Source organism: Pseudohongiella nitratireducens, assembly GCF_001642735.1.
GTDB classification, from domain to species: domain Bacteria; phylum Pseudomonadota; class Gammaproteobacteria; order Pseudomonadales; family Pseudohongiellaceae; genus Pseudohongiella; species Pseudohongiella nitratireducens.
In genome coordinates, this window is sequence record NZ_LWHM01000026.1 from 1 (window position 1) to 25,534 (window position 25,534).

Consider the following 25,534-nt stretch of genomic DNA (forward strand, 5'->3'; position numbering starts at 1 on the left):
TGTAAACCTCCCCTAAAATTGGGCCAGTGATTTTTAGAGGTTCTTGTGGATAATAGTAGTTAACCACGGAGAACCGAAAATGCGAAAAACGAAATTCAGCGAGCACCAGATTATCAAGATCCTCAAGGAGGTCGAAGGCGGTAGGATGGTCAAGGATGTCTGCCGCGAGCATGGCATCTCCGATGCCACGTACTACAACTGGAAATCGAAGTATGGTGGTATGGAAGCCTCCGACATCCGACGGCTGAAAGCCCTGGAGGAGGAAAACGCCAAGCTCAAGCGAATGTATGCCGATATGGCGCTTGAGAACACTGCCCTGAAGGACGTCATTGAAAAAAAGCTCTAGCGCCGGCAGAGAAACGCAGTATTGTCGATTATCTGGTAAGTGAGCATGGGCTCAGCGTTCGGCGCAGCTGCAAAGCACTGCGACTGAGCCGCTCGACGTACGATTACCAGCCAGATACCCACAGGGACGACGAGGTGATCGAAACATTGCTGTCGGCGGTTGAACGCTATCCACGCTACGGATTCAGAAAGCTGTATCACGTACTGAGGCGAGAGGGCCATCAATGGAACCACAAGCGATTACACCGAGTGTACTGCGCTTTGAAGCTTAACATGCGACGACGCGGCAAACGACGACTACCCAGTCGCAACCCGAAACAGCTGTCAGTACCGCAGTCGTTGAACCAGAGTTGGTCGGTTGATTTTATGAGCGATGCACTGTACTGCGGGCGGCGATTTCGCACCTTCAATGTGGTCGATGACTTCAACCGTGAGGCTCTGGCCATCGAGATCGATCTGAATCTGCCAGCCGCACGAGTGATCCGCACGCTGGATCGACTGGCTGCTTGGCGCGGATATCCGGAGCAGGTCAGACTGGATAATGGCCCTGAGTTCATCTCGGTCGCACTGGCCGAATGGGCAGAGGAAAACAATGTGCACCTGGAATTTATTTCGCCAGGAAAACCAACGCAAAACTCATATGTTGAACGGTTCAATCGAACCTATCGGAACGAGGTATTAGATTTTTACGTCTTCCGGAATCTGACGGAAGTTCGGAATATCACAGAACAATGGCTGACAGAATACAATGAAGAACGGCCGCATGAGTCACTGAATGACATTCCGCCAGCAGAATATGCTCGGCTGAAAAATGAACCCTTGGCCTCTAAAAACTGTTGGCACTAATTAAGGGATGTTTACAGATTAACCCCTTTGATCACGGATCTTCATTACATACGGATATGTGGAAGACGCAAGGCCTTAAACAGGCGCTTGATCATTATGGCTTCGATGCGGCTTTTGGTGGTGCACGGCGGGATGAAGAAAAGAGTCGGGCTAAAGAGCGTATTTTCAGTTTTCGTTCGGCAAATCACCGCTGGGACCCCAAAAATCAGCGACCGGAGGTGTGGTCACGCTATAACGGCCTGAAAATGCCGGGTGAATCTATCCGGGTATTCCCTTTGTCTAACTGGACTGAGCTGGATATTTGGCAATATATACTGACGGAAGGAATCTCTATCGTCCCGTTGTATCTGGCAGCCAACCGTCCCGTTGTTCAGCGCAATGGCACCTGGATTATGATCGATGATGAGCGGATGCCGTTAAATCCGGGCGAGCAACCGCAGATGAAATCTGTGCGATTTCGTACGTTAGGCTGCTATCCGCTCTCTGGTGCGATTGAGTCGAATGCATCCACATTGACAGATATTATCCAGGAAATGCTGCTTTCCACCACCTCTGAGCGTCAGGGGCGTCTGATCGATTTTGACCAGGCTGCATCGATGGAGAAAAAGAAGCAGGAGGGCTATTTCTGATGAGCCAGCAGTCAGACTTGATTGAGAACGACATCACCTCCTACCTGAACCAGCATCAGCACAAGACTATGCTGCGCTTTATCACTTGCGGTTCCGTTGATGACGGCAAATCCACCCTGATTGGCCGTTTGCTCTACGAATCCAACCTGCTGTTTGATGACCAGTTAGCTGCATTTGAGAGCGATTCCAAAAAATATGGCACGCAGGGCGGTGATCTAGACTTTGCCCTGCTGGTGGATGGTCTGGCAGCAGAGCGAGAGCAGGGCATTACCATCGATGTGGCCTATCGTTTTTTTGCCACGGATAAGCGTAAGTATATTGTTGCAGACACGCCGGGTCATGAACAGTACACCCGAAACATGGTGACTGGCGCGTCGACAGCAGATGCCGCCGTTATCCTGATAGACGCACGACGTGGTGTGTTGACACAGACACGACGGCACAGCTACCTGGCGCACCTGATTGGTATTCGCAAAGTGGTTGTGGCCATCAACAAAATGGACCTGGTTGATTACAGCCAAGAGCGCTTTAAGGCCATCGAACAAGAATATCGTCAGTTTGCAGAGCAGTTGGGCCTGGAAGCTATTACGCTGATACCGTTATCTGCATTGAAAGGCGATAACATCATCGCATCCAGCACCCGGATGCCCTGGTATCAGGGGCCGTCTTTACTTTCCTGGCTCGATAACTGCGAGGTGAATACCGACGCCATGCAGGGGCAGCCATTTCGATTTATGGTTCAGGGAGTCAATCGCCCCAATCTGGACTTTCGAGGTTACAGCGGCATGATTGTCGCTGGCCAGGTGCAACCTGGTGATCGGGTTCGCATACAACCATCTGGTAAGGAGAGTACCGTTGAACGCATCGTCACGTTTGATGGCGATCTGGATCAAGCGGTGGCTGGCCAGGCGTTAACGTTAACCTTGAAAGATGAATTGGATATCTCTCGTGGCGATGTCATTTCAGTCGCCAGTGCTCCTTGTGAGGTCTCCGACCAGTTTGAATCCACGATTGTCTGGATGTCTGACGGGGCCATGTATCCGGGGCGTCCGTATCGCATCCTCATCGGCACTCAATGGGTGAATGCGACGATTACTGCCTTAAAACACCGCGTGGATGTCAATACACTAGCGCAGGAGGCCGCCACCAAGCTGGAGCTGAACCAGATAGGTATCTGTAATATCAGTTTTGATCGACATGTCCCCTTTGAAGCTTATGCGAAAAACAGAGAGCTTGGTGGCTTCATTATCATAGACCGGATGAGCAATCAGACGGTGGGGGCGGGCATGGTGCATTTTGCCTTGCGCCGATCCCATAATATTCACCAGCAGCACTTTGATATCAACATGCAGGCCAGGGCACAGCAGAAGGGGCAGCAGCCCGTTGTGCTCTGGTTCACTGGACTCTCTGGTGCCGGTAAGTCCACTATCGCGAACGAGGTAGAACGGCAGTTATTTGCGCTTGGTCGACATTCCTATCTGCTTGATGGTGATAACGTTCGACATGGTCTCAACCGTGATTTGGGCTTTACCGATGCTGACCGGGTAGAAAATATCCGCCGAGTGTCGGAGGTAGCAAAGCTGATGATTGACTCGGGTCTTATCGTGCTGACTGCCTTTATTTCACCTTTCAGAGCGGAAAGGATCGGTGCCAGGCAAACGATTGGTGACAAGCAGTTTTATGAGATATATGTGGATACACCACTGCGTGTAGCGGAAAAAAGAGATGTGAAAGGGCTCTATAAAAAAGCACGTAAAGGTGAACTCAGGAACTTCACCGGCATTGATTCACCTTATGAAGTGCCCAAATCACCAAAGCTGACAGTAACGACAGAAAATGAAACACCCGAGCAGTCAGCTGCCCAGGTCATCGAGTTCCTGAAAAAAGAAGGTATTATTTAGTAAATACATAGAGTTTATGATCCGTGTCACATTTTCTTTTATACATGTGATTTCCGGATAAAGATCTGCAGAAAATGGTCGTTAGCCAAGTATATGGTAATAGGGTGTGTGTAAGCCTCCTATAACATGACTTTTCTTTTCGTTGTGAAACGGCAGGAGAATACGATGAATAATAAGATAAAAAACCAGCCTGCAGCCGTCGCCGAGGCCCGAGAACATTTTGTCTATGTCATAGTTGCCATGATGCTGATAGCCGGAACCACCGAATGGTTTGGCGCAGTTTTTTCCGGCTGAGAGGCGGAGCATTAACTCCGCCCAAAATTATCCTGCAACCGGACAATATCGTCCTCGCCCAGATAACTGCCGCTCTGTACCTCAATCAGCTCTAGCGGTACCTTGCCCGGATTCGTCAGCCGATGAATCTCTCCCAGCGGAATATACACAGACTGATTTTCCGAGAGTATGCTCACTTTCTCACCCACCTGAACTTCTGCCGTGCCAGTTACCACAATCCAGTGTTCTGCCCGGTGGTGATGCTTTTGCAAAGACAGCGACGCGCCGGGTTTCACCGTAATCCGCTTCACCTGGTAGCGATTACCAAAATCGATCGAGTCATAACTGCCCCAGGGGCGGTGCACTTCCCGGTGATACAGATGTTCCTGACGGTCATCTTCTGCGATCTGGCTGACTGCCTCTTTAACATCCTGAACCCGGTCTTTATGGGAAACCAGCAGGGCATTTGGGGTATCAACAATGACAATATCTTCCAGTCCGATAGTACAAACCAGCTTGTCTTTGCTGTTGCTGTGTACCAGCGTGTTTTTCGAATCGATATTGAGAACATCGCCGACCGCTGCTGTACCTTGTTCGTTCTTGTCTAGAATGTCCCAAATAGCGCGCCATCCGCCAATGTCACTCCAGCCAGCATCCAGGCCGACAACATTCACCTTGTTGCTTTTCTCCATGACTGCGTAGTCAATGGAATCGGAAGGGCAGGCTGCGAACGCTGCCTTGTCGATACGAACAAAATCCAGGTCTTCCTTTGCAGTCTCATAAGCCGCTTTGCAGTGGCGAGCGATGGCTTCATTATGTGCGCTGAGTTCTTCAATAAAGGTTGCGGCCTTGAAGACAAACATGCCGCTGTTCCAGTAGTAGTTCCCGCTTGCAAGGTATGATTCAGCGGTTGCCAGATCCGGCTTTTCAACGAACTGTTTTACCGGCTTTACCTCATGACTGTCATTTTTGCTGCTTCCTGACTCACATTCGATATAGCCGTAGCCCGTTTCAGCATGGGTTGGCACGATACCGAAGGTCAGTAATGCGTTATCCGATTGTGCTGCCGAGACGGCAGTTGCCAGGGCCCGCTCAAACACGGCTTGATTGGCAATGACGTGGTCCGCAGGGAACACCGCAATGACTGCGTCTGAATCAATTTCCAGCGCTTTCAGTGCTGCGAGGGCGATGGCAGGTGCCGTATTCTTTGCTTCTGGTTCGAGCAGAATGGCAGCAGGGCTGATGCCAACCTGCTGAAGTTGGTCGGCCAGCATAAATCGGTGGTCTTCATTACAGACCAGAATAGGGGCAGCCAGGTGCTTCACCCGCAACGCCGTGTCCTGAAGCAGCGTTTGTCCGCTGCCGCTGAGCCTGTGAAACTGTTTGGGGTAATGTTTTCTGGACAGTGGCCAAAGGCGCGTGCCCGAACCACCAGAGAGAATGACAGGAATCACTGTGCTCATTTAATTACTCACTTTTCCATATGGGTAAAAAGACATAGCGTTATTGTACATGGAATGAGAATGTACGGGTATGACAGAACGGCAGGACTAAACTGCTACGACCAGGGACTTTGGTTTGGAAAAAATTGCCACTTTGCAGCTCAATCAGTTTTAGTGGCACTTTTCCCGGATTCGTCCATGAATCTTTTTTCCCAGATCACCTTGCCGATACGATCGATATGCTCGATCAGGGCCTGGTTTTGCAATTCATGGTAAGGCTGAGCACTGCTTTGTGAACAGTCAGATATTTGTTGAATACCCCGGACATCAAATCCAGGGTTTTGGTGTCCAGAGCGTCACACATTGAGTTCTTCCAGCAGCTTCAGATACCAGTCATCGAGCATAGGCAGATACTCTGCACGCAGGGTGATAATGATGGCTTCAAACTTGCTGAAATCATAGGTATGGCTCATGAGGTTTCTGTCGCCGATCATGCGTAACCAGGTGTCTGCGTCATCCAGATATTTGGCGGCATATGCCTGCCTTACCACCGCTTTGGGTGATATCTGGTTGATCTCCAGGCCATCAAACTCCATTTTGTCTTTCAACACCTTCCACGCCAGTTCAAAGGTATACTCAAAGCGCTGAATAATACCCTCTTTTTCCAGTTGACTCAGGGTCTCCGGCTCTTTTTCCAGCGCCTCTCTTAACAGCAGGAAGGCTCGCTGAAAATTCTTGAATCGCTGTTGCCAGCGTATGTCTTGAGGGGGGTGTGTGCTCATGACATTAGTATAGACGGGAAGGAGGGCGGTTTAGCAGGGGCAACTACAGGACTGACTGGCAACTTCAGATATCAGTTATCGAGCTTCAAATCGTATCGTCGTTGACGCTATAACGTTGTGGCGATATGATGTTTTGACATCATGGTAATTGGAGAGCCCAATGAACGAAACATCAAAGCGTTCTACGATATATTTTGACCCTCAGTTACACGCAGCACTGAGGCTAAAGGCAGCCCATACGCACCGCTCCCTGTCAGACATTGTTAACGATGCTGTTCGTGCAGCATTGGCTGACGATCAGGAAGATTTGGCAGCGTTCGAGGAACGCGTTTCCGAGCCAACAATGAGTTATGAAGCCTTGCTGGACGACTTGAAGGCTCATGGCAAAATATAAGCTTGTCTTTAAGAAGTCGGTTGCAAAGGATCTTCGCTCAATTCCAAATAGAGATGTCGCCCGCATTCTTCAGCGCACAAGAAAGCTGCAGGAAAATCCTCTCCCGGTTGACAGCGAAAAACTGTCAGGGCAAGAACGTTACCGGATTCGGCAGGGCGGCCTGTACCGGATCATATATGAGATGGAAGATGAACTGCTTGTCGTGACGGTTGTGAAGGTAGCCCACCGAAAGCATGTTTATAAGCGCAGCTAAGTTTTATTGCTTGATACCATTAAATGCCCTTGAATTGTAAATGTCAGCAATAGTGTCTATCAGTTTTATATCATCGATAGCATTGTGGGCAGGGTTAATCACCATGATTTCACCAAGACCAGCAGCCACAGCACAGCTCGGGACAATTAATCCGAATGCTTCGCTACTCTTGAACCACTGTTCACCAATTTCCTGTGTAGACTCAGGGAAAGGGTGGTGTGTCCAGTCATCTGGCAGATCATTCCCGTTGAGTCGGTCAACCTGTGTATCATCGGGTATTTCGTAAACGCCCAGACGGGTCGATGGTGGCAGCATGCGAGGGCTGCTCGTGTAATTTGCCATCTCCAACTGAGCTACCGCGGCAGACATCGCAAAGTACAGCACCGGCGTGTGAGGTTTATTCCAGCGCGCACCGTTTGCGTAACTCCCGCCAAGCCCCCTCAGGTCTTCTAGATATTTTTGTTTGGCAATTCGGTACAGGAGCACTAGGTAAATTCCCCGTGCTCAATGCTGTCGAGTAGCTGAGAGACCCACTGGCGCCCCTGAAAGGTATCGAACTGATCAATAGGGCGGGAATCGTTCAATGCACCCACAGGACTTCTCAACCACTGTAGTGCCAGTTCTTCAGACTCCCAAACCTCGTTAGCCTGTTGAATCACTCTAACCGCATGCAGCATTTCTTCTGATTGGCCACTGGGTAGTGATTGACGTCGATAAACCCGGCTCAGGTTGCTCGAAGACACTCCCAGGATAACAAGGAAGGTTTCGCGGAGCCCGGTGCCTTCAACAATGTTTTTCACCCACTTTCCCGGAATGCCTTTTCGCGATTGGCTGATAAATTCGCGTTGATCGCGAAGGGTTTCAACGGGTATGGCGTTGTAAACCAACCCAGTGCTTTTGTAAGGCGGAATGTCTTTTGCCCGGAAAGTATGCGCGCGTGGGCGCGAATTCTCTAACGTCGTCATTTTGCTTCTTCTTGCTTTTTGTTGCGCTGCTTTTTTTTGTGCTCCCTTTGTTTTGGTTAAGGGCTTTTTCGTGCCTCGACCTTCTGGTAGCGTTGCCATTATACTTCCTCTCGTCAATATGATGTTAGTTTTGCATCATGTTGACGAGAGGTCAAATGATGATTCATTTAATCTGTTATAGCAGACTTATTAAGCCATCATATTTGTTTTATTTCTTATTAATTCTATTTAATATTCAATCTCAGGAAATAATAATTTAAAAATAATAGTTATTTTTAATTCTCTTAGTATGGGAGTGTATTTTGAGTAAATACGAAGAAATCCAGAATAAAATCGCAGAGCTGCAAAAACAGGCCGATGAGCTGTATAACAGCGAGCGCAAAACTGCGATTCAGGAGTGCAAAGAAAAAATCAAGTTATATGATTTGACGGCATCGGATTTGGGACTTTCCGGTGGTGCAGGGCGGGGCAGAAAAGCTGCGACGAAAACAGTTGCAGGAAAATCTGCTGGGAGCACTAAATCAAAAGCAACGGCTAAAAAAGGGCGTAAAGCGGGACGTAAACCCGTCAAAAAAGCAGAGCCCAAGTTTATCGGCCCTAACGGTGAAACCTGGGCGGGTCGTGGCAAGCAACCGAACTGGCTGACTGACCTGATCAATAACGGGGCGTCTCTGGACGATTTCCGGGTCTGACTCATGTAAACCCGTTGTCAGTTTTATTGAACTGGCAGCATGGCTGCCCAGTGTCATTGTTCCGGGAACAAGCCGGGCATCCATCGCCCGGCAAGCGAGGCAGGAAACGCAATCGTTAACGGTGCTCGCGAACTTTGTGAATGCAATGCGCCGGTTTTTATCAGCTCAGATGTGATGCGCCTGGCTGTGCGCTCACTGACTCCAACCAGATCAGCCACCTCGCCTCGGGCCACCTCACCTTGATGAAGAATGGCACGAAGGACTACATCTGATTTTGGTACCAGTGTGCCACCTCTGATTTTCTCTTGGGCCCAAATCATGATCCTGTTCTGAAGCTCATCCGGGCGCATCAATTGCTCCATAAAGGCAATTTGATCCAGGCAGGTGGAGAGAAAATAATGCGCGAAATCAATCAGCGCCTTCTCACTGAGAGCGCCACGACCATCGCGATCTCCCTGCCTTGGCTGATCGCATGCCTGCAGGTGTTTTTTGTAATCAGACTCACTCCTCGCCAGTCCTCGAGCAACGGACCATAGCCCCTGGGTGTCAAGCGTTTCACGCAGCATGGCGTAGCTCATCAGCCTGGCAACGCGGCCATTGCCATCGAGAAAGGGGTGGACCCATAACATCCGATGGTGGGCGCATGAGGCGGACAAGATGGCGCTAATCTTGCCGGGGCGACTATAGGTTTCATGCATTTTGGATAGAAATCGAGGCACTCTAGCCGGACTGATTGCCAGGTGCTTGCCCACTTCGACATCACGTTCCCTGAACTGTCCGGGTACAACCTTGGCAGTTTCTCCCGTTTTAGGATTCTTAACTACGAGCAACTCTTCAGGCAGTTGCTCACAAAAGCGACGGTGTATTGCCCGAATCATTTCCGGGTCAGTTGCCGGCGCTTCTAATCCACCATCATCAATCCATTGTTGCACCTTAATATGGGCTTTTGCCTCCAATTGCAGGTCCCTTTTCTCAGGATCGGCACTGTAGTCATCCTCAAGAGCCCGCTCGATATCAACCGGGTGGGTGTTATGGCCTTCTATCAAGTTGCTGTAGTAACAGTTCATAGAGCGAACCAGACCAGCCAGGGCGCGAACGACAGGTGCCGGCAAGCTGTGACGGAAACCTGCGTTGCGTGTTGCCAGTTCTAATGCCAGGTCGTTTAGGTGCTCCCGGTGAGGGCCCTCACTAATAAGTAAGGGTTCAAACAAGAAGGTATCTTCCTCGGCATCTCTCATCATGGAGGGCTCCTTGGTGGCCGCTTTTTTGGCCGCTTTGAATTTATCAATAAAATCATGATATCAGGATGTTAGGAAGGAGGTAAGTGAATTTACTGCCTGATTATTGGCCGGTTAAATGGCTGGAATCAGACGGTGTTTTCAGGTCGAAGACCCAAATAGGCTATTTGGACTCCAAATTTATTGCTATAACCTTCTGAACAGGCCATACATTTATCTGTCGACTATCTATGTTTTCCGGATTAATACCCATACTTGATTTTCGAGTATTTAATGGACTGAGCATTATGACGATTAATTTGAATAGCCGTAGCCTGTTTACAAAAACTAATAATTAAGCATTGCCACCGCGCCTGAAGCCCGTATACTCCCCAGAATAATAAGAGCGAATTTATGCCTATGGACCTGTCGCAACTTTTTATTCTGGCCACCTTGTTTTTTCTGGTTGGCATGCTCATCTGGGGACGTTACCCGGTTGGTGTGATTTTCTCTTCCGTGGCCTTTGTCTACTTTGTCGCCGGCTTTATTCCCCTTGAATCCCTGACCCGCCAGATCGTCAATCCCGGCCTGATCACCGTGGTGCTGCTGATGCTGATGGCGACGGTGCTGAACAAAGTCAGGTTGCTGGAGGTCTGGGCAAACCGGTTGGTGCGCGGCGGTTACCGCAGCGCCCTGGCAAAGCTGCTGACAGTGGTGGGGCTGCAATCCGCCTTCCTGAATAACACCGCCGTGGTCGCTTCACTGATCGGGCCGCTGCGCTCGGCCAGTAAAAAGGATGCGCCCAAGCTGCTGCTGCCGATGTCATACGCAGCGACGCTTGGTGGCATGCTGACCCTGATCGGCACTTCCACCAACTTGCTGTTAAGCGGTTTTATCAGTGAAGCCGGGTTACCCGAGTGGAATATCTTCACGCCGCTGCCCATGGGCATTTTGCTGTTCTGCATTTGCCTGGGCGTTATGCTGCTGCTTTTCCCTTATTTGCTGAAACCATCCGAGGTGGAAGAGACACCGCGTGAGGATTACCTGATTGATGCCCGGGTCTCTGAGGATTGCCCCCTGATCGGCAAAACGGTCAGCCAGGCGGGGCTGATTCGGCTGGATGAGTTGCGTCTGGTGGAAATAGTCCGCCACGGTCAAGTGATTGCGCCGGTTCGCGCCTATCAAACCGTACGGCCCGGGGACATTCTGGTGTTTGCCGGTGATGTCTCCCGGCTGGATCTGCTTTCGCAGTTTCCCGGTCTGGTCACTCGAGGTCACGGCCAGGACATTCCTACCGACAATCTGCTGGAAGTGATGGTCAGTGGCGAGTCAGCCCTGGCAGGGCATCGACTGGGGCGGGTAGATTTTCGGTTGCGCTACGATGCGTCGATTGTCGCTGTGCGCCCGGTGACACCGCATTTCGACCTGATGAAAGGGCAGTTGCCGATGCGTTTGCAGGCCGGTGATACGCTGGTGCTGGCGACCGGTCCGGATTTTACTGCCCGCAACGGTGTGGAGCGTAACTTCATTCCCATTTCCCGGCCTATGGTCACCAAGTTTGTCCGGCCCTGGAAGTCTCATTTTGCCCTGAGCACGTTTTTGCTGACCATCCTCGGTGCCAGCCTGGGCATGTTTTCTCTGATCAAGGGACTGGCCTGTGTGCTGGTGCTGTCATTGGCCGTCAACCTGGTCAGGGCTCAGGAGCTGCGCCGCAATGTGCCCTGGCAATTGATTTTTACCATCGCCTCCGCACTGGTCATCAGCTACGTACTCAATGACTCCGGCCTGGCTGCCATCTTTGCCAACGGTGTGCTGGCCACCCTGGACAGCGACCCTCGGCTGTCCATGATAGCCATCCTGCTGCTCACCGCGCTGATGACCGAGATGATGACCAACAACGCCGCCGCTGCGTTGATGTTCCCCGTGGCGCTGAGCACTGCCACTGCACTGGGGCTCGACTACATGCCCTTTGTCATGGCTGTGCTCTATGGTGCCAGTGCTTCCTTCCTGACCCCGCACGGCTACCAGACCAATCTCATGGTCATGTCTCCCGGCGGTTACCGCCCCCGTGACTACCTCAGGGCAGGGCTGCCCATCTCCGTTGCCTACCTCGGCAGTGCCGCTTTTTTGCTGCCGGTATTTTTCCCCTACTAAATAGCCTGGTCAGCAAGCTGTTCTGTCCATTAATGAAGGCATTTTTTCCTGTGACAGGGTCGTAGAGGCGCTAAACTATTTATGTTGGTACATTTGTATCAATGAAACTGTCTACATATACAAGGAGTGTAAAGATGAGAGAGCTTACTCAAACTGAAGTAGAGCAGGTTAGTGGCGGACTGGGACCATTGGCCGTGATAGGTATTGATCTGGCATTAAATGGTGTCTTGCTGGGGTATGCGACATTCATGTCGTCGCGCTATATGCAGCAAGAATCATAGCCTGTCACGACCGTAACGGTGGAGTCTTTATCGAGGCTCCGCCTTCATTAAACAAAGCCCAGTAATAATCAATGAACATACCAGGCTCCATGAAACAATGTTGCCAGACAAAAGCATGCTCGGAACCTGCAGCGCTAAAAGTAATGCTACAGTCAGTTGAATCAGGCCAAATACGAGCAATAAACCGCGCACACTGAATATTCTGGGTAACATCTTTATCATCCTTAATGGGTCTTCACCATCTAAGTTTAGTTGCTGCAATGACCCTCTGCTGCCGCATTACCCGTTCGGGTGATTGGCATGATTTATAAATGTGAACTGATTCACATTTCTCCTGCTTAGTCCTCGGTTCATCGCAAAATTCTATACCGAACGTTGCCTTTGCGACACAATGCCGAACTTTATAATAATCGTAAATAATAATTGGCAGATCATGGAAAACAGAACTGCGCATATAACGGTAGCCAGTGATGCAGGTGTCACGGCAAACAATACCGCGGCTGGACATCGGCATTTGGTCCTGGGGCTTGATGGCACGTGGAATACACCGGATCAGCAGGACCGCGACCGTCAGTGTCCAAGCAATGTGGTGAAACTGCTGCGCGCTATTGATACCCGGCAGAGCGATGTTGAGCAGCTTAAATACTACGATGCGGGCGTTGGTACCGATGGCTTTGTCGATAAACTCTGGGGCGGTATCGCTGGCCGGGGGTTGTTCGGCAATATGCGCCAGGCGTATGTGTGGTTGCTGGAAAACTACCGTATCGGTGATCAGCTTTTTCTGTTCGGATTCAGTCGTGGCGCTTTCGCGGTACGTAGCCTGGTCGCGATGATTGACCTGTGTGGTATCCCCAAGCGTGTCGATTATTCCTACGATTTTATGGATGTCGCCTCTGAGGCGGCGCGGATTTACCGTGAGCCTATCAAGACAAAGCAAAAGCGCATGGCACGTGAGTTTCGTAACCGGTTTCATGCTGTGGATGCCACGGTTACCATGCTTGGCGTCTGGGATACGGTGGGTGCGATGGGGCTGCCAACCCAGGGATTACTGGGCAAACTGACCCGGTCACAGCACCAGTTTCATAATACCCGATTAAGTAAGAACGTGCGCCATGCTTATCAGGCACTGGCCATGAATGAGATGCGCCGCCCGTTTGAACCGGCGCTGTGGCGTGGCAAATGTCCCAAAGACGTCGAAACGGTAGAGCAGGTCTGGTTCCCCGGGGTGCATGGCAATATTGGCGGCGGCTATGCCGATGCCGGACTCTCTGATGTAGCGCTGGAGTGGATGCTGGAAAAAGCCGCAAACCACGGTCTGACACTGCGCCCCAATTATCTGATTAACCGGGTCGACCCGAACCCTTTTGCTGAAATGCGCGATCCGATTCGCCCCCTGTATCGCAGTCTGATGATTGGCCGCCCCCGCGTTCGTCGCATTGGCAGCGGTGCCATCGGCGAAGCCATCGATCTGTCTGCCGCCCGACGCTGGCTGGCCGTCAGTCGCCCGGAAGCGCCACCGGCCAATTTTCTGGTTGATAGCCAGCGTGGCAGGAATTTTCAGCGCCGGGCGGGCGAATACGCGCACGTCGAGCAGGCGATTACTGAGTCAGCGCTAGAGCCAGAGATAGGGCCAGAGATAGGGCAACTGAATTCGCAGCAGCACGTATCTAACAGGTCCAGGTCTGCATCAAACAGAACAAACAGTCACTCGCTGGCTACCCGCACAACTTCCTCGCATTTTTAATATTTGCCGCCAACCTTTTGTAGTCATCATACGAGGCAATGGTGATGTGATCGATGAGCCCCTTACTAGCCACTCAGCCGCGTTCCTTGTGTAGTGGTTTAAAAAATGACGAAATAAAATTGTCACGGTATATCAAGTCAAGACCAATTTTTTACGTGTTATATCGTGTAATTTTAAAAGTGACGCGGTATACCCAATAAGATAACGTGTTTAATAGTGTATAAACGGTCGAACGTATTTTTGCATGGTGTATTGGGCAAATAATTCAAACTGACTGGGTATATCCTGAATTGTTAAAAACCATCAAATTTGAGACACATGCCTTTCACTGAGGCGGATGAGAAGGCGGAAGTGGTGATTATTGCTGCGTTTCGGAAACTGGCGCCTGAGATTCCGATTATTACAGAAAATGCCTTGGCAGATGCTAAACTATTCGCACCGCAAACATATAATGTGTTTTAAATAAATATTATTGAGTTCTTCTATGCGTTATAAGAGAATGTGAGCACCTTCACAATTTTGGGTTAAATTTCATATCCCAGTCAGGAAGTCCTGTAAACATAAAAATCATTTTTATCAGTTCCTAAGGTGTGTTAGTCGGGTGCATGTTTGAATCAGGAAGAACAGTCAGGCATCGAGCCTTTAGCCGACACCGCTGGTAATCAAGTCCAGCCATACCGACTTCTCCTGTTTGGCGCGGTGATTTTGGCGTTAGCGCTGATTGGCATCTGGTCCAGGCCTTCCGGCGCTTTTGCCGCCCTGTGGCCTGCCAATGCGGTGATGCTGGTCTGGCTGGCAAGGAGCGGCTCATCGGCGTCTTTGGCACACTACTTTTGTGCCGCTCTGGCCTTTTCTGCAGCCGATCTCATGACTGGCGCAAGCGTCGGAAATGCCCTGATACTGGCTTGTGGTAACTTGCTCAGTGTCGGAACCGGATTGCTGTTTTTGCACCTGTGCCGTTTGAAGACGATTGACCTGTCGGAGCGCGCCAGTGTCTTTCAGGTTCTGTTGCTGGCGTTGATCGGGGCGAACGCAGGCGGATTACTTGGTATGGTTGCCTGGCCGAAAATGTTCGGCGGCACTTTCCATGAGGGGTATTTTTACTGGGCCGGCACCGACTTTGTGAACTATATTGCATTTCTGCCACTACTTTTTGCCATGCCGGCATCACGTATTGAATTGATCAGGTCGCTGCGTCGGGATCTGAGTCAAACAAAGGTCTTGCCAGCGATAACTACGCTTCTGATGTGTGGTTTGCCAGTCTGGACGGATAACCCTAATGCACTGGCATTCCCGTTGCTGGGCCTGCTCTGGTGCGCTTTTACCTATAGTGTGTTTGTGACCGCACTGCTGACCCTGCTTTATTGTCTTTTTGCGCTGTTGCAGATATCACGTGTCTTTGATCAGGGGGCTGCTGATTTTTCGGGCTGGGCCGATCTGATGCTGATTCGTGTCAGTATCTCCTCCATTGCGCTGGCACCGATCGTGGTCTCAGCCTATATTCATTCAACCCGCGTCCAGGTAGCCAAGCTGGCATACTCAGCCAATCATGATTCGCTCACAGGAGCGCTCTCACGTGCTGCCTTCATGGAGGCACTGCAGGACAGAATGCAATCGCTGTCGGACGGACAATGTGTGACACTGTTTTTGATGGACCTGGATCATTTCAAAAATATTAATGACACTCATGGGCATTTGGCGGGTGACAGTGCGATTGTTCATTTTGTGCAAGTTGTTCAGCAGTGCCTCAGAGCGGGTGATGTTATTGGCCGGATTGGGGGGGAAGAATTTGCTGTAGTGTTTGCTGAGGAAAATAAAGAAGACTTTGACGCGCCCCTGATTGCAGATCGTATCCACAAAACCCTGAACGATTTGCCATTGGTGTTGCCCGATGGCAAGTCCTTGCCTTTCACAGTCAGCATTGGCATTGCAGAATGTTCAACACCTGGCGATTCGCTGGAGGCGCTGGTTCAGCAGGCCGATGATGCGTTGTATAAAGCCAAGGCGGCTGGTCGGGACCAGACAGTACTGAATCGGGTATAATGAATTCATGATGACTACCCCCAAACATCTTCGCATTCAGGCAGGCCTTTATGTCCTGTTTGTTTTAAGTGCCCTGATCGGTTTGCTGAGCCTGGTCGGGAATACCTGGCCCCAGTTACCTGTGCCGGGCAGTTTGCTGGTGACCACACAAGGCGCACTGGCGCTCTTACTCGGTGGTATCATCATGGTCTCGCTGATGATGCATTGGCGACGGGTTCGACACTTGTCAGGGTACCTGCTGCTGATACTGGCCAGTTACAATATTCTTCACAATCTGCTGGCTGGCCCGGGTGATTCCGGTTTGTCGATATTCACTGGTCAGCCCCGCCTCCAGTATCTTCCTGCCATTTGTGCGATTTTAATGGGCATTGTGGCCCTGGTTGGGTTAAGGGGACAGCGCTGCCGGCAATTTGCCATGGCCATGGGGGGGATTGGCGTCCTGGTCGGAGGCTGCGTGCTTGTTATGCTTATACTCAGCGCTGGCAGTCAGGATTTTGTGCTGGGTTTCAATCAGGTTTCCGCGTTTTTTTGCCTGGGGCTGGCACTGTCACTGATTGTTCTTGCCTGGCCCGGTCAACCCGAAGGCGCCAGTGTCGACAGGAGCGCTGCCGGTATGGGCACGCTTGGCATCGTGGGCACATTTGTTTTGCTGGTACTGGCCAGTTGGGGGATTCACATTGAACAACATCATGCTGCCGGTGTGTTGGCGAATCATCAGGCAGCTATGCTCAGGCGCGAACTGGAAACCTCGGCAGAACTTGCCAAACGACTCGCCAACCGCTGGGCAGCACTGGACTACAATATACCCGACTCACTCAGACAGGCAGAGCTGAACAGTTACTTCGCGGATATTCCGGCGATGCAGTTGCTGATGACCATTGGCGGTGATGGGCAGTCTGTTCTGCACCAAAGCAGGACCCCAGGGCAAGAACGCTGGCTGGATAGCCAGATGACGACTGACCTTGTGCAGCGCTGGCTCAATCAACCGCCAACGGCGTCGCTTGTGGAATCCTGGATCGTTCCTGATCCTGCACACCCGCTAACGGCGATCCTTATGGTGGTACCGGCAGGTGCTGAAGAGGTCAAGTTCATCAGTGCTTTTGAGGTAGGCTCCCTCTTGCAGCCGATGATTGGCCTTGCAGATGATGAGTTTCAGGTGGTTCTTTATACAGAGCCAACGCATCTTACCCACGCTGAAGGGGTAGGCCATGGATTTGATCACGAAATTTACGAGTATGCGACTGTCTCGGCCCCAGGGGGCGCCATTTTTTATGTCTCGGCCATCGGCAACCCGGTCAGTCTGTTCAGCCTGCGAGGAGCGCTGATTCCCTGCATATTGCTGTTTGGCTTGTTGGCCAGTTACCTGCTGACAACGGGAAGAAGTGTCGCTGCACTTCAGCGACAGAAATCCCGTGAACTGAGTATTGAGGAGCAACGTTTTCGCTCGCTTTTTTATCAATCGCCCGATGCAGTTTTCGAGTTTTCAAAAGATGGGCGCTATGTCTCACTTAATCCTGTTGCAGAGGCCATTACAGGTATTTCCCGGCAAGACCTGAGGGTGCTCAGGTACGATGAGTTCCTCTCTGGCGAAACCATGAGCAAAAAGGACTATCAGCTTTTCGATACGGCCTTTCGGGAAACGGTTGCGGGACAGGCCCAGACTTTTCACGTCAAGTTCCTAAACGTTAATGGTGATTGGCGAGATTACGAGTGCTCCTTTATTCCGGTACTGGTCGATGAGATTGTCTCCGGGCTATATGCCGTGGTCAAAGATGTGACAACGCGGTTGCGAGCCCAGGAGAACCAGCGGTTGCTGACCAAGAGCCTGGAGTCCAGTGACAGTGCCGTGCTGGTATTTGATGTCAGACAGCCAGCGATTCCTGCCGTTTTCGTCAATGCCGCATTCACAAAGATCACCGGGTACAGCAGAAACGAGATCCTCAACCATTCGCTGCTCCGTCTTGCCAGCTCGATAGAGGGAAAAGAAGATGTGCAACGGATCAAAGAGACGATTGACAGGGGAGAGGCCAGCAGTTTTACCGTAAAAAGTTATCGTCGTGATGGAATGCTTTTCTGGAACCATCTCTCGCTGGCGCCGGTAAAAGATGATGATGGCCTGGTTACCCACTATGCGGCGATCATGCAAGACGTATCGGAGAAGAAAGAGCATGAAAGCCAACTGGCTTATCAGGCAACCCATGATGTATTGACCGGACTTGCCAACCGCTCCCTGTTTGAAGACCGTTTGGCGCACGATATTGCGCTGGCACAGCGAAATGGCGAACTGCTCGCAGTATTGTTCATCGACCTGGATGCCTTCAAGCCCATCAATGACACGTTGGGACACCGTATAGGTGATGAGTTGCTTATCAGTGTTGCACAACGCATGCAGGGAGTCATTCGACCGGGGGATACGCTGGCTCGATTCGGGGGAGATGAGTTTGTTTTGTTGTTGCCAGACCTGGCTACAGCCGAAGAGGTGGAGTTACTGGCCGACCGGCTGCTAAATGAGATTGGACAGGCCCACCAGATAGGCAAACATGAGCTCTACGTGACCGCCAGTATCGGTATCAGTCTGCTGTCCGATGGCCTGGCTATACCGTCACGGATGATCCAGCAGGCTGATATGGCAATGTATAAAGCCAAACAGCAGGGCAGGGATACATTTGTTGCCTATTCTGATGATCTTGACGAAAAGCTGCTGAAACGGGTGACACTGCGCAATGAGTTACAGGAAGCGATAAAGACGGGGCAGTTATTTTTGAATTATCAACCCCAGGTCGACCTGCGCGGACAAGTCTGCGGGCTGGAGGCACTGGTTCGCTGGAAGCACCCCGTCAAGGGCATGATTTCGCCGGCTGACTTTATTCCCCTTGCCGAGGAGACGGGTCAGATCATCCAGTTGGGACGCTGGGTCACCACCCAGGCGTGTCAGGATGCCAGGCTATTGCTGGATATGGGGTTACTGAAAGGTCGAATGGCCGTTAACCTGTCTCCACTTCAATTCCACCGTTCGGGGTTTCTGGCAACCTTGCGGGAGGTTGTCGCCAGTTCATCTCTACCGCCATCCAGCCTGGAACTTGAATTGACAGAAGGTATTTTGATGCACAACAGCGAGGCCGCAATTGATACTCTTCGTGAACTGGCAGCCATGGGAGTCGCCACCAGTATTGATGATTTTGGCACGGGGTATTCAAGTTTCAGTTACCTGAAAGACCTGCCTGTCAACAGTGTCAAGATTGATAAAAGCTTTGTTGACGGGGTTCTCTCTGAGAGCAAGGATGCCGCTGTATGCAGAGGTATCATTACCATGGCCCGGGAGATGGACATCAAGGTGGTAGCCGAAGGCGTTGAGACCCGCGAACAGTTTGAACTGCTGGAAAGTTATGGCTGTGAAGCATTTCAGGGGTATTTCTTTGCCAGACCGATGGCTGTTGAGGATTTGCGGGTCTGGTTAAAACAGAACCTGAACGTTCAGTAATTGAGTTTCTAGCTGCTTTCTGGCATTAGCCATTTGAGATAGACTGCGGTAAGTCTGGCTTGCGTTACATAACAATAGTGACATAAAACACGACCGGAATAGATGATACTGCATGAGTGCTGCCAAATCATACGTTGCTTCTGTCAATAAGCTGTTTACGGAGTTTTATAAACTTTCGACCGAGCTGCAGATATTGGTCTGTATCGTGCTGTGGGTTTATATCGCGATCTTGATGCGCCTGATGTACCTGGGCGGTGGCGTGCCTTCCGATCATACTGTCATGATCTCCTTCCTGATTCTGCTGGTTGGGCTGATGGTGGGGCCCATCATCGGTAGTGTGACCGCGCTTGTCTGTGTGGCTCTGATCAATCCGGCAGGTATTATTCCCGCGTCGGTGGGTGCAGTTGACCCTAACGTCTGGATGCGTTCCATTGGGTTTATCCTGATGGCGCTTTTGGGTGGCATGTTGCAGCGTCTGGTGCATTGGCTCAACAAAGAGCTCTACGCAGCGCAACACCTTAACGTTGGTACAGACCTTCCCAACTTGAGGGCGACCGTCAGACACCTGGAGAAAATCCTTAAATCACGTAATCTGACCAATAAAGACCTGGACGTTCTGAATGTGCGCCTCAATAATCTGGACACGATTCGTGAGAGCGCTGGACAGGAAACTGTCAACCAACTGCTTAAAACGTTGGCCATCGAGCTTCAGAAGAAACTGGGCGATGATGCTTATGTCAGTCAATTGTCAGGCGACGAACTGCTGGGTGTTCATGCCGGTGAGGGGCGTGATGTGGAAGCCGTGCAAAACCTGATCAAGGAATTGTTGGCAAAACCCATCACATTGGATGGAGAGGATTATCACCTGACAGCCTCAACAGGCTGACTCCATCCTTCACTTGGGTGAGAGCTATTCGAGTTTACAGATTCAATCAGCCATGGAAAACAATGAGATTATGCTCTTTTTTGAGCCCAGGCTGAATACGCGGACTGGTTATTTCTCTGCACTTCATGCTGTTGTGCGCTGGCACAACCCGCGACGGGGTCAACTGATACTCGATGATTTCAAGACCATGCTGGAAGACGAGTCCGCGGTTCGCGGTTTCTCCGCATGGATGTTGAAACTTGCCTTTGCTGCTGCCGATGAGTGGTCTTCGCACGGGTATAAATTCCGTTTGGCTGTGAATGTCACCCATGTCCTGGAATGTCAAATTTACCATTAGCGGTATTCTTGCCTAATCAAATAGGGTAGTCAATCAATCAGGTAATGCCTCGAAGCCCCCGTGGGCATTGAAAATCTGTTCAATGAAGCTTACATGCCAGCGCGTGCCCAGGCCTTTACTTACAATGGCTACAACACCATGGCATTGGGTCGTACGCTGAAAGCCGGTTTTACTGTCGACTTCTAATCATGTCAGAAGGGATGGTGTCAGATGGGATGATGTCAGAAGTGGTTACTGCATTTCACTATGCAATGACCATTTCTGCGCTCTCAGCTGAAATCGTAATCATCCTCCAGCCCCAATTTGATGAGCATCCGTTGCCTTCCAACACGATCATTTTCAATGGCTGCAACCTTTTGTAGCTCGGCAGATAATTCCAGAAAGCCAAGTGCTGCCAGAACCGCACCAAAGGAAACGGTCAAACTTGCCTTTTCAATCGCCTGGTATGTAGTGAATGACATTCCACAGCAGCTTGCGATTTCTCGCTGGCTATACCCACGCAATTTTCTCGCATTTTTAATATTTGCCGCCAAAGCTTTGTAGTCATCATACGAGGCAACGGTGATGTGGTCGATGAATCCCTTACTAGCCACTGAGTTGCTTTCCTTGTGCACTGGTTAAAAAAATGACGAAATAAAATTGTCACGTTATATCAAGTCAAAACTAACTTTTTACAGGTTATATCGTGTAATTTTACGAGTGACTCGGTATACCCAATAAGATGCGGTATATCCAATAAGGTTATGTATTTAACAGTGTATAAAAGGTCGAACGTATTTTTACATGGTATATTGGGAAAATAATTCAAACTGACTGGGTATATCCCGCATTTTTAAAAAACATCAAATTTTAGACAGATTTCTTGCCCATACACAGGTCCCCATGAACCCATCATTGATAATTAGCCATTGATTTAGTCTCTCTTAAACACATTGCATTCCTTTTAGCACATCGTTTTCCTTTCAAGTACATCGCTTTCCTTTGAGCACATCGCTTTCCTTTCAAGTACGCCGTATTCCTTTTCTTATAGCACCTCTGATGTGTGCTAGATTAGGTATCTCGACATTTATTCAGCGTTGGAATGGAAACCACAATGACAGAAGTGACTGATAAGACAGCGATTGAGACATCGATTGAAACAGCGATTGAGACAGCAATGACCCGTAATCCTGTTGAGATGCAGGCGGCGTTGATTGAGGTGGCGCGCGACGCCGGGCAGGTGATCATGGATATCTACAACACTGATTTTGAAGTGCGAGGAAAATCGGATGATTCACCGGTCACTGAGGCGGATGAGAAAGCGGAAGCGGTGATCATTGAGGCTCTGCGCGAACTCGCCCCGGAAATTCCTATTATTGCCGAAGAGGCCGTTGCCGCCGGTAAAACTGAGCAGATCGCCGAACGCTTCTGGCTGGTTGATCCCCTGGATGGCACCCGTGAGTTCATTAACCGCAATGGTGAATTCACCGTCAATATCGCGCTGATCGAAAACGGCCAGCCGATACTTGGCGTTGTCTATGCGCCTGCCATCGATCGCCTCTTTGCCGGTTGCGTCGGACACGGCGCCCAGGTCATCGAAGCGGGTGAAGTCCGTGATATCCAGATTCGCGACATTCCTGCTGAGGGTCTCACTGTGGTCGCCAGCCGTTCACACGGTGATCCTGAGGCTCTCAAGCAATTTCTCGGTGACCAGAAAGTCGCCGAAGTCCGTAACGCCGGCTCCTCCCTGAAGATCTGCCTGGTGGCTGCTGGCGAAGCCGATCTCTATCCACGTCTGGGTCGTACCATGGAGTGGGACATTGCGGCAGGTCACGCAGTGTTGCGCGCGGCTGGTGGGCGGCTGACGAACCTTGAGCGGCAGGATCTGGGGTATGGGAAGGCGGGGTTTGAGAATCCGCATTTTCTGGCTTTTGGGGCGCTTTGAGGTCATTGCTTATGTTCCGGTCCTGCCAGTAGTCTGTCAAAACGCCAGACACGCCGTGAATACATCCCTGTAGGCTCTCTGTGGACATCCTTGTCCACAGAAGGTCTGGCTTACTTTGACAGACTACTGGCAGGACCTACCTTCAATGCGCGTCTGACCTGTTTGGGTTTGACGCTACCCATGCCTCTAAATGCAGTTAGAGGAAGATTCAACACGCCAAAACCTGCTCAAAAGCCAGAATCCCCCACGGGCTGAATGATAATTCCCGACCATGCCACTTGAGGGAGGTCTGCTCCGGGCTCTTTTCAAGCAAGCCGAGTCTTGTGCGGTGGATATAGCTACTAAGGTAGGTGCCTTGAGTCAGCAGGACAATATAAGCCGGACCGTCTGCGGACAGGGATGTCCGCAGCGAGCCTACATGGATGTATATACGGCGTGTCCGGCGTTATGTCCTGCTGACTCAAGGCGCCGGAACCACGAGGAGACAAACCCAGCGCTTGAAAAGAGCCCGGAGCAGGCCGGAACCGTGGCAGCGGGAACTGTAGAAATCCTGTAATATGGAATCAGGGATAATGAGAAACGTCATACTCACAAGGACTAAGCAGTAATGAGGGAGCAGCTATGAAAATTCTCGTCACCGGTGCCGCCGGTTTTATCGGCTTCCACCTGGTTCAGCGCCTTCTTGAGCGCGGCGATGACGTGGTCGGCATCGACAGTCTCAATGATTACTATGATCCTGCCCTGAAACTGGGGCGTCTGCAGGAAGCCGGTATTGATACCACGGACTTGCCTGCACAGGTTTCGGATGATCAGCCGCTGGATACGTTGCCAACGCTGGAGTCGGGCACACAGCCCAGGTACCGCTTTGTGCAGATGAAGCTGGAAAACCAGCAGGCCATGGATGCGTTGTTTGAAGAGCATCGCTTTGATGCGGTCTGTAATCTGGCTGCGCAGGCCGGGGTACGATACTCGCTGGAAAATCCTCGCGCCTATATCAGTGCCAATGTGGTGGGGTTCATGAACGTGCTGGAGGCCTGCCGGCACTTCGATGTGAAAAACCTGTGCTTCGCATCATCGTCGTCGGTGTATGGCCTGAACTCCAAAATGCCGTTTTCCACCACGGATAATGTGGATCATCCTATCTCTCTTTATGCGGCCAGCAAAAAGTCCAACGAACTGATGGCGCATACCTATTCACACCTGTACGGCCTGCAAACCACCGGGTTGCGTTTCTTCACGGTGTACGGCCCCTGGGGGCGTCCTGACATGGCACCTTTCCTGTTCACCCGGGCTGCGTTTAATGGGGATACCATCAAGGTGTTCAATCACGGCGATATGTTGCGCGACTTCACTTATATCGACGACATCGTGGAAGGGGTGATCCGTGTCATTGATCAGCCCGCTCAGTCCAATGGTGACTGGCACTCTGATTCACCCAGTCCGGATTCCTCCATAGCGCCGTATCGCATCTATAACATCGGCAATAACCAGCCGGTACGCTTGATGGATTTTATTGAAGCGATTGAAACCGCGGTAGGAGAGCCGATTGAGAAGGACATGATGCCGATTCAGCCCGGTGATGTGAAAGCCACCTATGCGGATGTGGATGCGCTGGCCCGCGACATGAGCTATCGACCGGATACCAAGCTGCAAGATGGTATTGACCGCTTTGTGGCCTGGTATCGTGACTTTTATCAGGTGTGATTGCTATTAGTTGACAGTAACGAGAGAGCGAACACCATGCAGTTCAACAGGGACGACTTACTGGCGCTGTCTGCCATCATCCTGCTTTTTGCCATTCTGTCCCTGCCCGGCGACTGGGTGATTGTCCTGAGAGACTGGCTGAAATCACTGATCAACCTGCCACCCCGACCGCCATCGCCAAGCTGGTTTCCCACCGATAAAGTGGTGCATGTCATTCTGTTTCTGGCAACGGCCCTGCCTGTGACACTGGCTATCCATAACCGCGTCACTCAGCGTCTCAAGCAGACCGTCAACAGCCATGACTGCAGTCGAGACGCCGCAAACGTGTCTGGCAATTATCAACGTCCCGCCAGCAAACGGCGCCTGCGACTGACCCAGGTCGGATCAATCGCCTTCATTGTGATGTTGATACTGGGAATCTTGAGTGAATGGATCCAGAGTTTTATCCCGGGCCGCAGCGCCGATCCCCTGGATCTGGTTGCCGATCTGCTGGGTACCTTACTGGGTATTGCGCTGGCGCAACTGTTTATCAAACGCTCGCGTTACGCTTAACACGACTGCTTTTCTCAGCCAAAAAATGCACGCATAAAAAAAAGCCCGGCGGATCAGGCCGAGCTTAGAGTCATACTACTATCAAGGGAGAGATAAATGAAACAAAACCCACAATTTTGTCTGCAATCTACCTACACTTAATCAGACTATTGGCCTTGTTCAAAGTTCCCACGTTTGTGCAAAAAAATTTACGTTATCCCTCAAAACAATACTTAACTATCTGAAAAATAATAATTAAAAATTCAAAAAATTACTTAAAGTAATTTCACAGAAGATTGAACTTGATGGTGGTGCCAGCGGTTAAAGTTCGCCATGGTTGTTACATTACCGTGGCTGAGAAGATTCTATTCAGAGTGGGAGTCCCCGGTACGATTAAAGCAGACGCTGTGATTTTCAGGTGCGCCTCTGACATTTGAATGCCGCAGTGACAGGATTGAGCGAGCAAGGCGTGCGTTCGAGCAAAAGAACCACCACCAACAGAACCCAGCACAAGGGAAGGGTATCATGGCTCAGAGGGCAGACAGTAAGACCACGTTAAGCATATCGCCTGTCGCTCGAAAACGCGGGCGGACTGTTTGAAGCCGCCAGGCTGAGTTTCCGCCCGCCGAGCGACAGGCGATATGCTGTGGTCGTCTGCCCTCTGAGCCATGATGCCCTGACCGCCTCCCCAGATTCATCAACGGTGCCCG

General features: G+C 50.9%; 23 protein-coding genes and 1 pseudogene. 18 read left to right on the top strand and 6 right to left on the bottom strand.

The annotated features are described in order from the left end of the window. Positions 1-79: 79 nt before the first annotated feature. The 4 genes and pseudogenes from PSCS_RS15585 (at position 80) to PSCS_RS16260 (ending at position 4,015) form a co-directional block, all read left to right on the top strand. A protein-coding gene (locus tag PSCS_RS15585) for an IS3 family transposase (RefSeq protein WP_397387140.1) occupies positions 80-1,191 on the top strand; the annotation gives its coding sequence in 2 pieces (ribosomal slippage) (positions 80-332 and positions 332-1,191; 1,113 coding nt in all). A 17-nt stretch (positions 1,192-1,208) separates the two neighbouring features. Then, positions 1,209-1,820 (top strand): annotated as a pseudogene (gene cysD / locus PSCS_RS08975) (sulfate adenylyltransferase subunit CysD); the annotation flags it as partial. Then, positions 1,820-3,721 (top strand): sulfate adenylyltransferase subunit CysN, encoded by a 1,902-nt coding sequence (gene cysN, locus PSCS_RS08980; RefSeq protein ID WP_068811781.1) that lies wholly within the window; start codon positions 1,820-1,822, stop codon positions 3,719-3,721. The pseudogene cysD and the gene cysN, both read left to right, overlap by 1 nt. Before the next feature lie 165 nt (positions 3,722-3,886). Then, positions 3,887-4,015, top strand: a complete 129-nt coding sequence (locus PSCS_RS16260; RefSeq protein ID WP_267890005.1) for a hypothetical protein — start codon at positions 3,887-3,889, stop codon at positions 4,013-4,015. Between the two features lie 11 nt (positions 4,016-4,026). Here the strand turns inward: PSCS_RS16260 and PSCS_RS08985 are convergent, their stop codons facing one another. Beyond that, a complete protein-coding gene (locus PSCS_RS08985) occupies positions 4,027-5,457 on the bottom strand; it encodes a mannose-1-phosphate guanylyltransferase/mannose-6-phosphate isomerase (RefSeq protein ID WP_068811782.1) in 1,431 nt (476 codons plus the stop codon). A 335-nt stretch (positions 5,458-5,792) separates the two neighbouring features. Continuing rightward, positions 5,793-6,218: a nucleotidyltransferase substrate binding protein gene (locus PSCS_RS08990; protein ID WP_068811783.1), complete on the bottom strand. Its 426-nt coding sequence runs from the start codon at positions 6,216-6,218 to the stop codon at positions 5,793-5,795. A 160-nt stretch (positions 6,219-6,378) separates the two neighbouring features. Between PSCS_RS08990 and PSCS_RS08995 the strand changes: the two genes are divergently transcribed. Next, positions 6,379-6,612: a CopG family transcriptional regulator gene (locus tag PSCS_RS08995; RefSeq protein WP_068811784.1), complete on the top strand. Its 234-nt coding sequence runs from the start codon at positions 6,379-6,381 to the stop codon at positions 6,610-6,612. Next, positions 6,599-6,865 carry a type II toxin-antitoxin system RelE family toxin gene (locus tag PSCS_RS09000; RefSeq protein WP_068811785.1) on the top strand — a complete coding sequence of 89 codons (267 nt, stop codon included), beginning with the start codon at positions 6,599-6,601 and terminating at the stop codon, positions 6,863-6,865. Before PSCS_RS08995 ends, PSCS_RS09000 begins: the two co-directional genes overlap by 14 nt. A gap of 3 nt (positions 6,866-6,868) precedes the next feature. Here the strand turns inward: PSCS_RS09000 and PSCS_RS09005 are convergent, their stop codons facing one another. Together PSCS_RS09005 and PSCS_RS09010 are read right to left on the bottom strand one after the other, a co-directional pair. Further along, complete coding sequence (locus PSCS_RS09005; protein WP_068811786.1) at positions 6,869-7,351, bottom strand: RES family NAD+ phosphorylase; 483 nt, start codon at positions 7,349-7,351, stop codon at positions 6,869-6,871. Continuing rightward, positions 7,351-7,830, bottom strand: coding sequence for an antitoxin Xre/MbcA/ParS toxin-binding domain-containing protein (locus tag PSCS_RS09010; RefSeq protein ID WP_158662860.1), 480 nt, complete (start codon positions 7,828-7,830; stop codon positions 7,351-7,353). The genes PSCS_RS09005 and PSCS_RS09010 overlap by 1 nt, the downstream gene beginning before the upstream one ends. 302 nt (positions 7,831-8,132) lie before the next feature. Here PSCS_RS09010 and PSCS_RS09015 point away from each other — a divergent pair, with 302 nt between their 5' ends. Then, on the top strand, positions 8,133-8,522 hold the full coding sequence (locus PSCS_RS09015) for an H-NS histone family protein (RefSeq protein WP_082866367.1): 390 nt from the start codon (positions 8,133-8,135) through the stop codon (positions 8,520-8,522). A gap of 53 nt (positions 8,523-8,575) precedes the next feature. On the opposite strand, the gene PSCS_RS09020 is transcribed toward PSCS_RS09015, so the two are convergent. Next, positions 8,576-9,763 carry a Fic family protein gene (locus PSCS_RS09020; protein ID WP_068811788.1) on the bottom strand — a complete coding sequence of 396 codons (1,188 nt, stop codon included), beginning with the start codon at positions 9,761-9,763 and terminating at the stop codon, positions 8,576-8,578. Between the two features lie 390 nt (positions 9,764-10,153). On the opposite strand from PSCS_RS09020, the gene PSCS_RS09025 reads away from it, so the two are divergent. From PSCS_RS09025 to PSCS_RS16265, 8 genes are all read left to right on the top strand, one after another. Then, on the top strand, positions 10,154-11,893 hold the full coding sequence (locus PSCS_RS09025) for an SLC13 family permease (RefSeq protein WP_082866366.1): 1,740 nt from the start codon (positions 10,154-10,156) through the stop codon (positions 11,891-11,893). A 134-nt stretch (positions 11,894-12,027) separates the two neighbouring features. Further along, complete coding sequence (locus PSCS_RS15590) at positions 12,028-12,174, top strand: class IIb bacteriocin, lactobin A/cerein 7B family (protein WP_157885679.1); 147 nt, start codon at positions 12,028-12,030, stop codon at positions 12,172-12,174. Between the two features lie 433 nt (positions 12,175-12,607). Then, positions 12,608-13,918, top strand: a complete 1,311-nt coding sequence (locus PSCS_RS09030; protein ID WP_068893738.1) for a DUF2235 domain-containing protein — start codon at positions 12,608-12,610, stop codon at positions 13,916-13,918. A 609-nt stretch (positions 13,919-14,527) separates the two neighbouring features. Next, on the top strand, positions 14,528-15,961 hold the full coding sequence (locus tag PSCS_RS09035; RefSeq protein ID WP_068811790.1) for a GGDEF domain-containing protein: 1,434 nt from the start codon (positions 14,528-14,530) through the stop codon (positions 15,959-15,961). Between the two features lie 7 nt (positions 15,962-15,968). Continuing rightward, on the top strand, positions 15,969-19,442 hold the full coding sequence (locus PSCS_RS09040) for an EAL domain-containing protein (RefSeq protein WP_068811791.1): 3,474 nt from the start codon (positions 15,969-15,971) through the stop codon (positions 19,440-19,442). A 112-nt stretch (positions 19,443-19,554) separates the two neighbouring features. Further along, positions 19,555-20,328 (top strand): GGDEF domain-containing protein, encoded by a 774-nt coding sequence (locus PSCS_RS09045; RefSeq protein WP_068811792.1) that lies wholly within the window; start codon positions 19,555-19,557, stop codon positions 20,326-20,328. A 13-nt stretch (positions 20,329-20,341) separates the two neighbouring features. Then, positions 20,342-20,665, top strand: a complete 324-nt coding sequence (locus PSCS_RS09050; protein WP_267890004.1) for an EAL domain-containing protein — start codon at positions 20,342-20,344, stop codon at positions 20,663-20,665. Between the two features lie 60 nt (positions 20,666-20,725). After that, a complete protein-coding gene (locus PSCS_RS16265) occupies positions 20,726-20,851 on the top strand; it encodes a hypothetical protein (protein ID WP_267890003.1) in 126 nt (41 codons plus the stop codon). An 83-nt stretch (positions 20,852-20,934) separates the two neighbouring features. Here PSCS_RS16265 and PSCS_RS09055 read toward each other — a convergent pair whose 3' ends face one another. Then, positions 20,935-21,258 (bottom strand): helix-turn-helix domain-containing protein, encoded by a 324-nt coding sequence (locus PSCS_RS09055; protein WP_068811794.1) that lies wholly within the window; start codon positions 21,256-21,258, stop codon positions 20,935-20,937. Positions 21,259-21,758: 500 nt separating this feature from the next. On the opposite strand from PSCS_RS09055, the gene cysQ reads away from it, so the two are divergent. The 3 genes from cysQ to PSCS_RS09075 all read left to right on the top strand — a co-directional run bounded on the left by cysQ (position 21,759) and on the right by PSCS_RS09075 (position 24,845). Continuing rightward, entirely contained in the window at positions 21,759-22,589 is an 831-nt protein-coding gene (gene cysQ / locus PSCS_RS09060; protein WP_317621798.1) for a 3'(2'),5'-bisphosphate nucleotidase CysQ, read from the top strand. A gap of 621 nt (positions 22,590-23,210) precedes the next feature. Further along, positions 23,211-24,293 (top strand): NAD-dependent epimerase, encoded by a 1,083-nt coding sequence (locus PSCS_RS09070; RefSeq protein ID WP_068811796.1) that lies wholly within the window; start codon positions 23,211-23,213, stop codon positions 24,291-24,293. A gap of 36 nt (positions 24,294-24,329) precedes the next feature. After that, positions 24,330-24,845 (top strand): VanZ family protein, encoded by a 516-nt coding sequence (locus tag PSCS_RS09075; protein ID WP_068811797.1) that lies wholly within the window; start codon positions 24,330-24,332, stop codon positions 24,843-24,845. The last annotated feature ends 689 nt before the right edge of the window (positions 24,846-25,534 follow it).

What these genes read in the sequence shown, in the direction of transcription:
- PSCS_RS09025 (WP_082866366.1), top strand. Translation starts at nt 10,154, where the DNA reads ATGCCTATGGACCTGTCGCAACTTTTTATTCTGGCCACCTTGTTTTTT.
- PSCS_RS09020 (WP_068811788.1), bottom strand. Translation starts at nt 9,763, where the DNA reads ATGATGAGAGATGCCGAGGAAGATACCTTCTTGTTTGAACCCTTACTT.
- PSCS_RS15590 (WP_157885679.1), top strand. Translation starts at nt 12,028, where the DNA reads ATGAGAGAGCTTACTCAAACTGAAGTAGAGCAGGTTAGTGGCGGACTG.
- cysN (WP_068811781.1), top strand. Translation starts at nt 1,820, where the DNA reads ATGAGCCAGCAGTCAGACTTGATTGAGAACGACATCACCTCCTACCTG.
- PSCS_RS09000 (WP_068811785.1), top strand. Translation starts at nt 6,599, where the DNA reads ATGGCAAAATATAAGCTTGTCTTTAAGAAGTCGGTTGCAAAGGATCTT.
- PSCS_RS08985 (WP_068811782.1), bottom strand. Translation starts at nt 5,457, where the DNA reads ATGAGCACAGTGATTCCTGTCATTCTCTCTGGTGGTTCGGGCACGCGC.
- PSCS_RS08990 (WP_068811783.1), bottom strand. Translation starts at nt 6,218, where the DNA reads ATGAGCACACACCCCCCTCAAGACATACGCTGGCAACAGCGATTCAAG.
- PSCS_RS09075 (WP_068811797.1), top strand. Translation starts at nt 24,330, where the DNA reads ATGCAGTTCAACAGGGACGACTTACTGGCGCTGTCTGCCATCATCCTG.
- PSCS_RS09040 (WP_068811791.1), top strand. Translation starts at nt 15,969, where the DNA reads ATGATGACTACCCCCAAACATCTTCGCATTCAGGCAGGCCTTTATGTC.
- cysQ (WP_317621798.1), top strand. Translation starts at nt 21,759, where the DNA reads ATGACAGAAGTGACTGATAAGACAGCGATTGAGACATCGATTGAAACA.
- PSCS_RS09070 (WP_068811796.1), top strand. Translation starts at nt 23,211, where the DNA reads ATGAAAATTCTCGTCACCGGTGCCGCCGGTTTTATCGGCTTCCACCTG.
- PSCS_RS09045 (WP_068811792.1), top strand. Translation starts at nt 19,555, where the DNA reads ATGAGTGCTGCCAAATCATACGTTGCTTCTGTCAATAAGCTGTTTACG.
- PSCS_RS09010 (WP_158662860.1), bottom strand. Translation starts at nt 7,830, where the DNA reads ATGACGACGTTAGAGAATTCGCGCCCACGCGCGCATACTTTCCGGGCA.
- PSCS_RS08995 (WP_068811784.1), top strand. Translation starts at nt 6,379, where the DNA reads ATGAACGAAACATCAAAGCGTTCTACGATATATTTTGACCCTCAGTTA.
- PSCS_RS16260 (WP_267890005.1), top strand. Translation starts at nt 3,887, where the DNA reads ATGAATAATAAGATAAAAAACCAGCCTGCAGCCGTCGCCGAGGCCCGA.
- PSCS_RS09030 (WP_068893738.1), top strand. Translation starts at nt 12,608, where the DNA reads ATGGAAAACAGAACTGCGCATATAACGGTAGCCAGTGATGCAGGTGTC.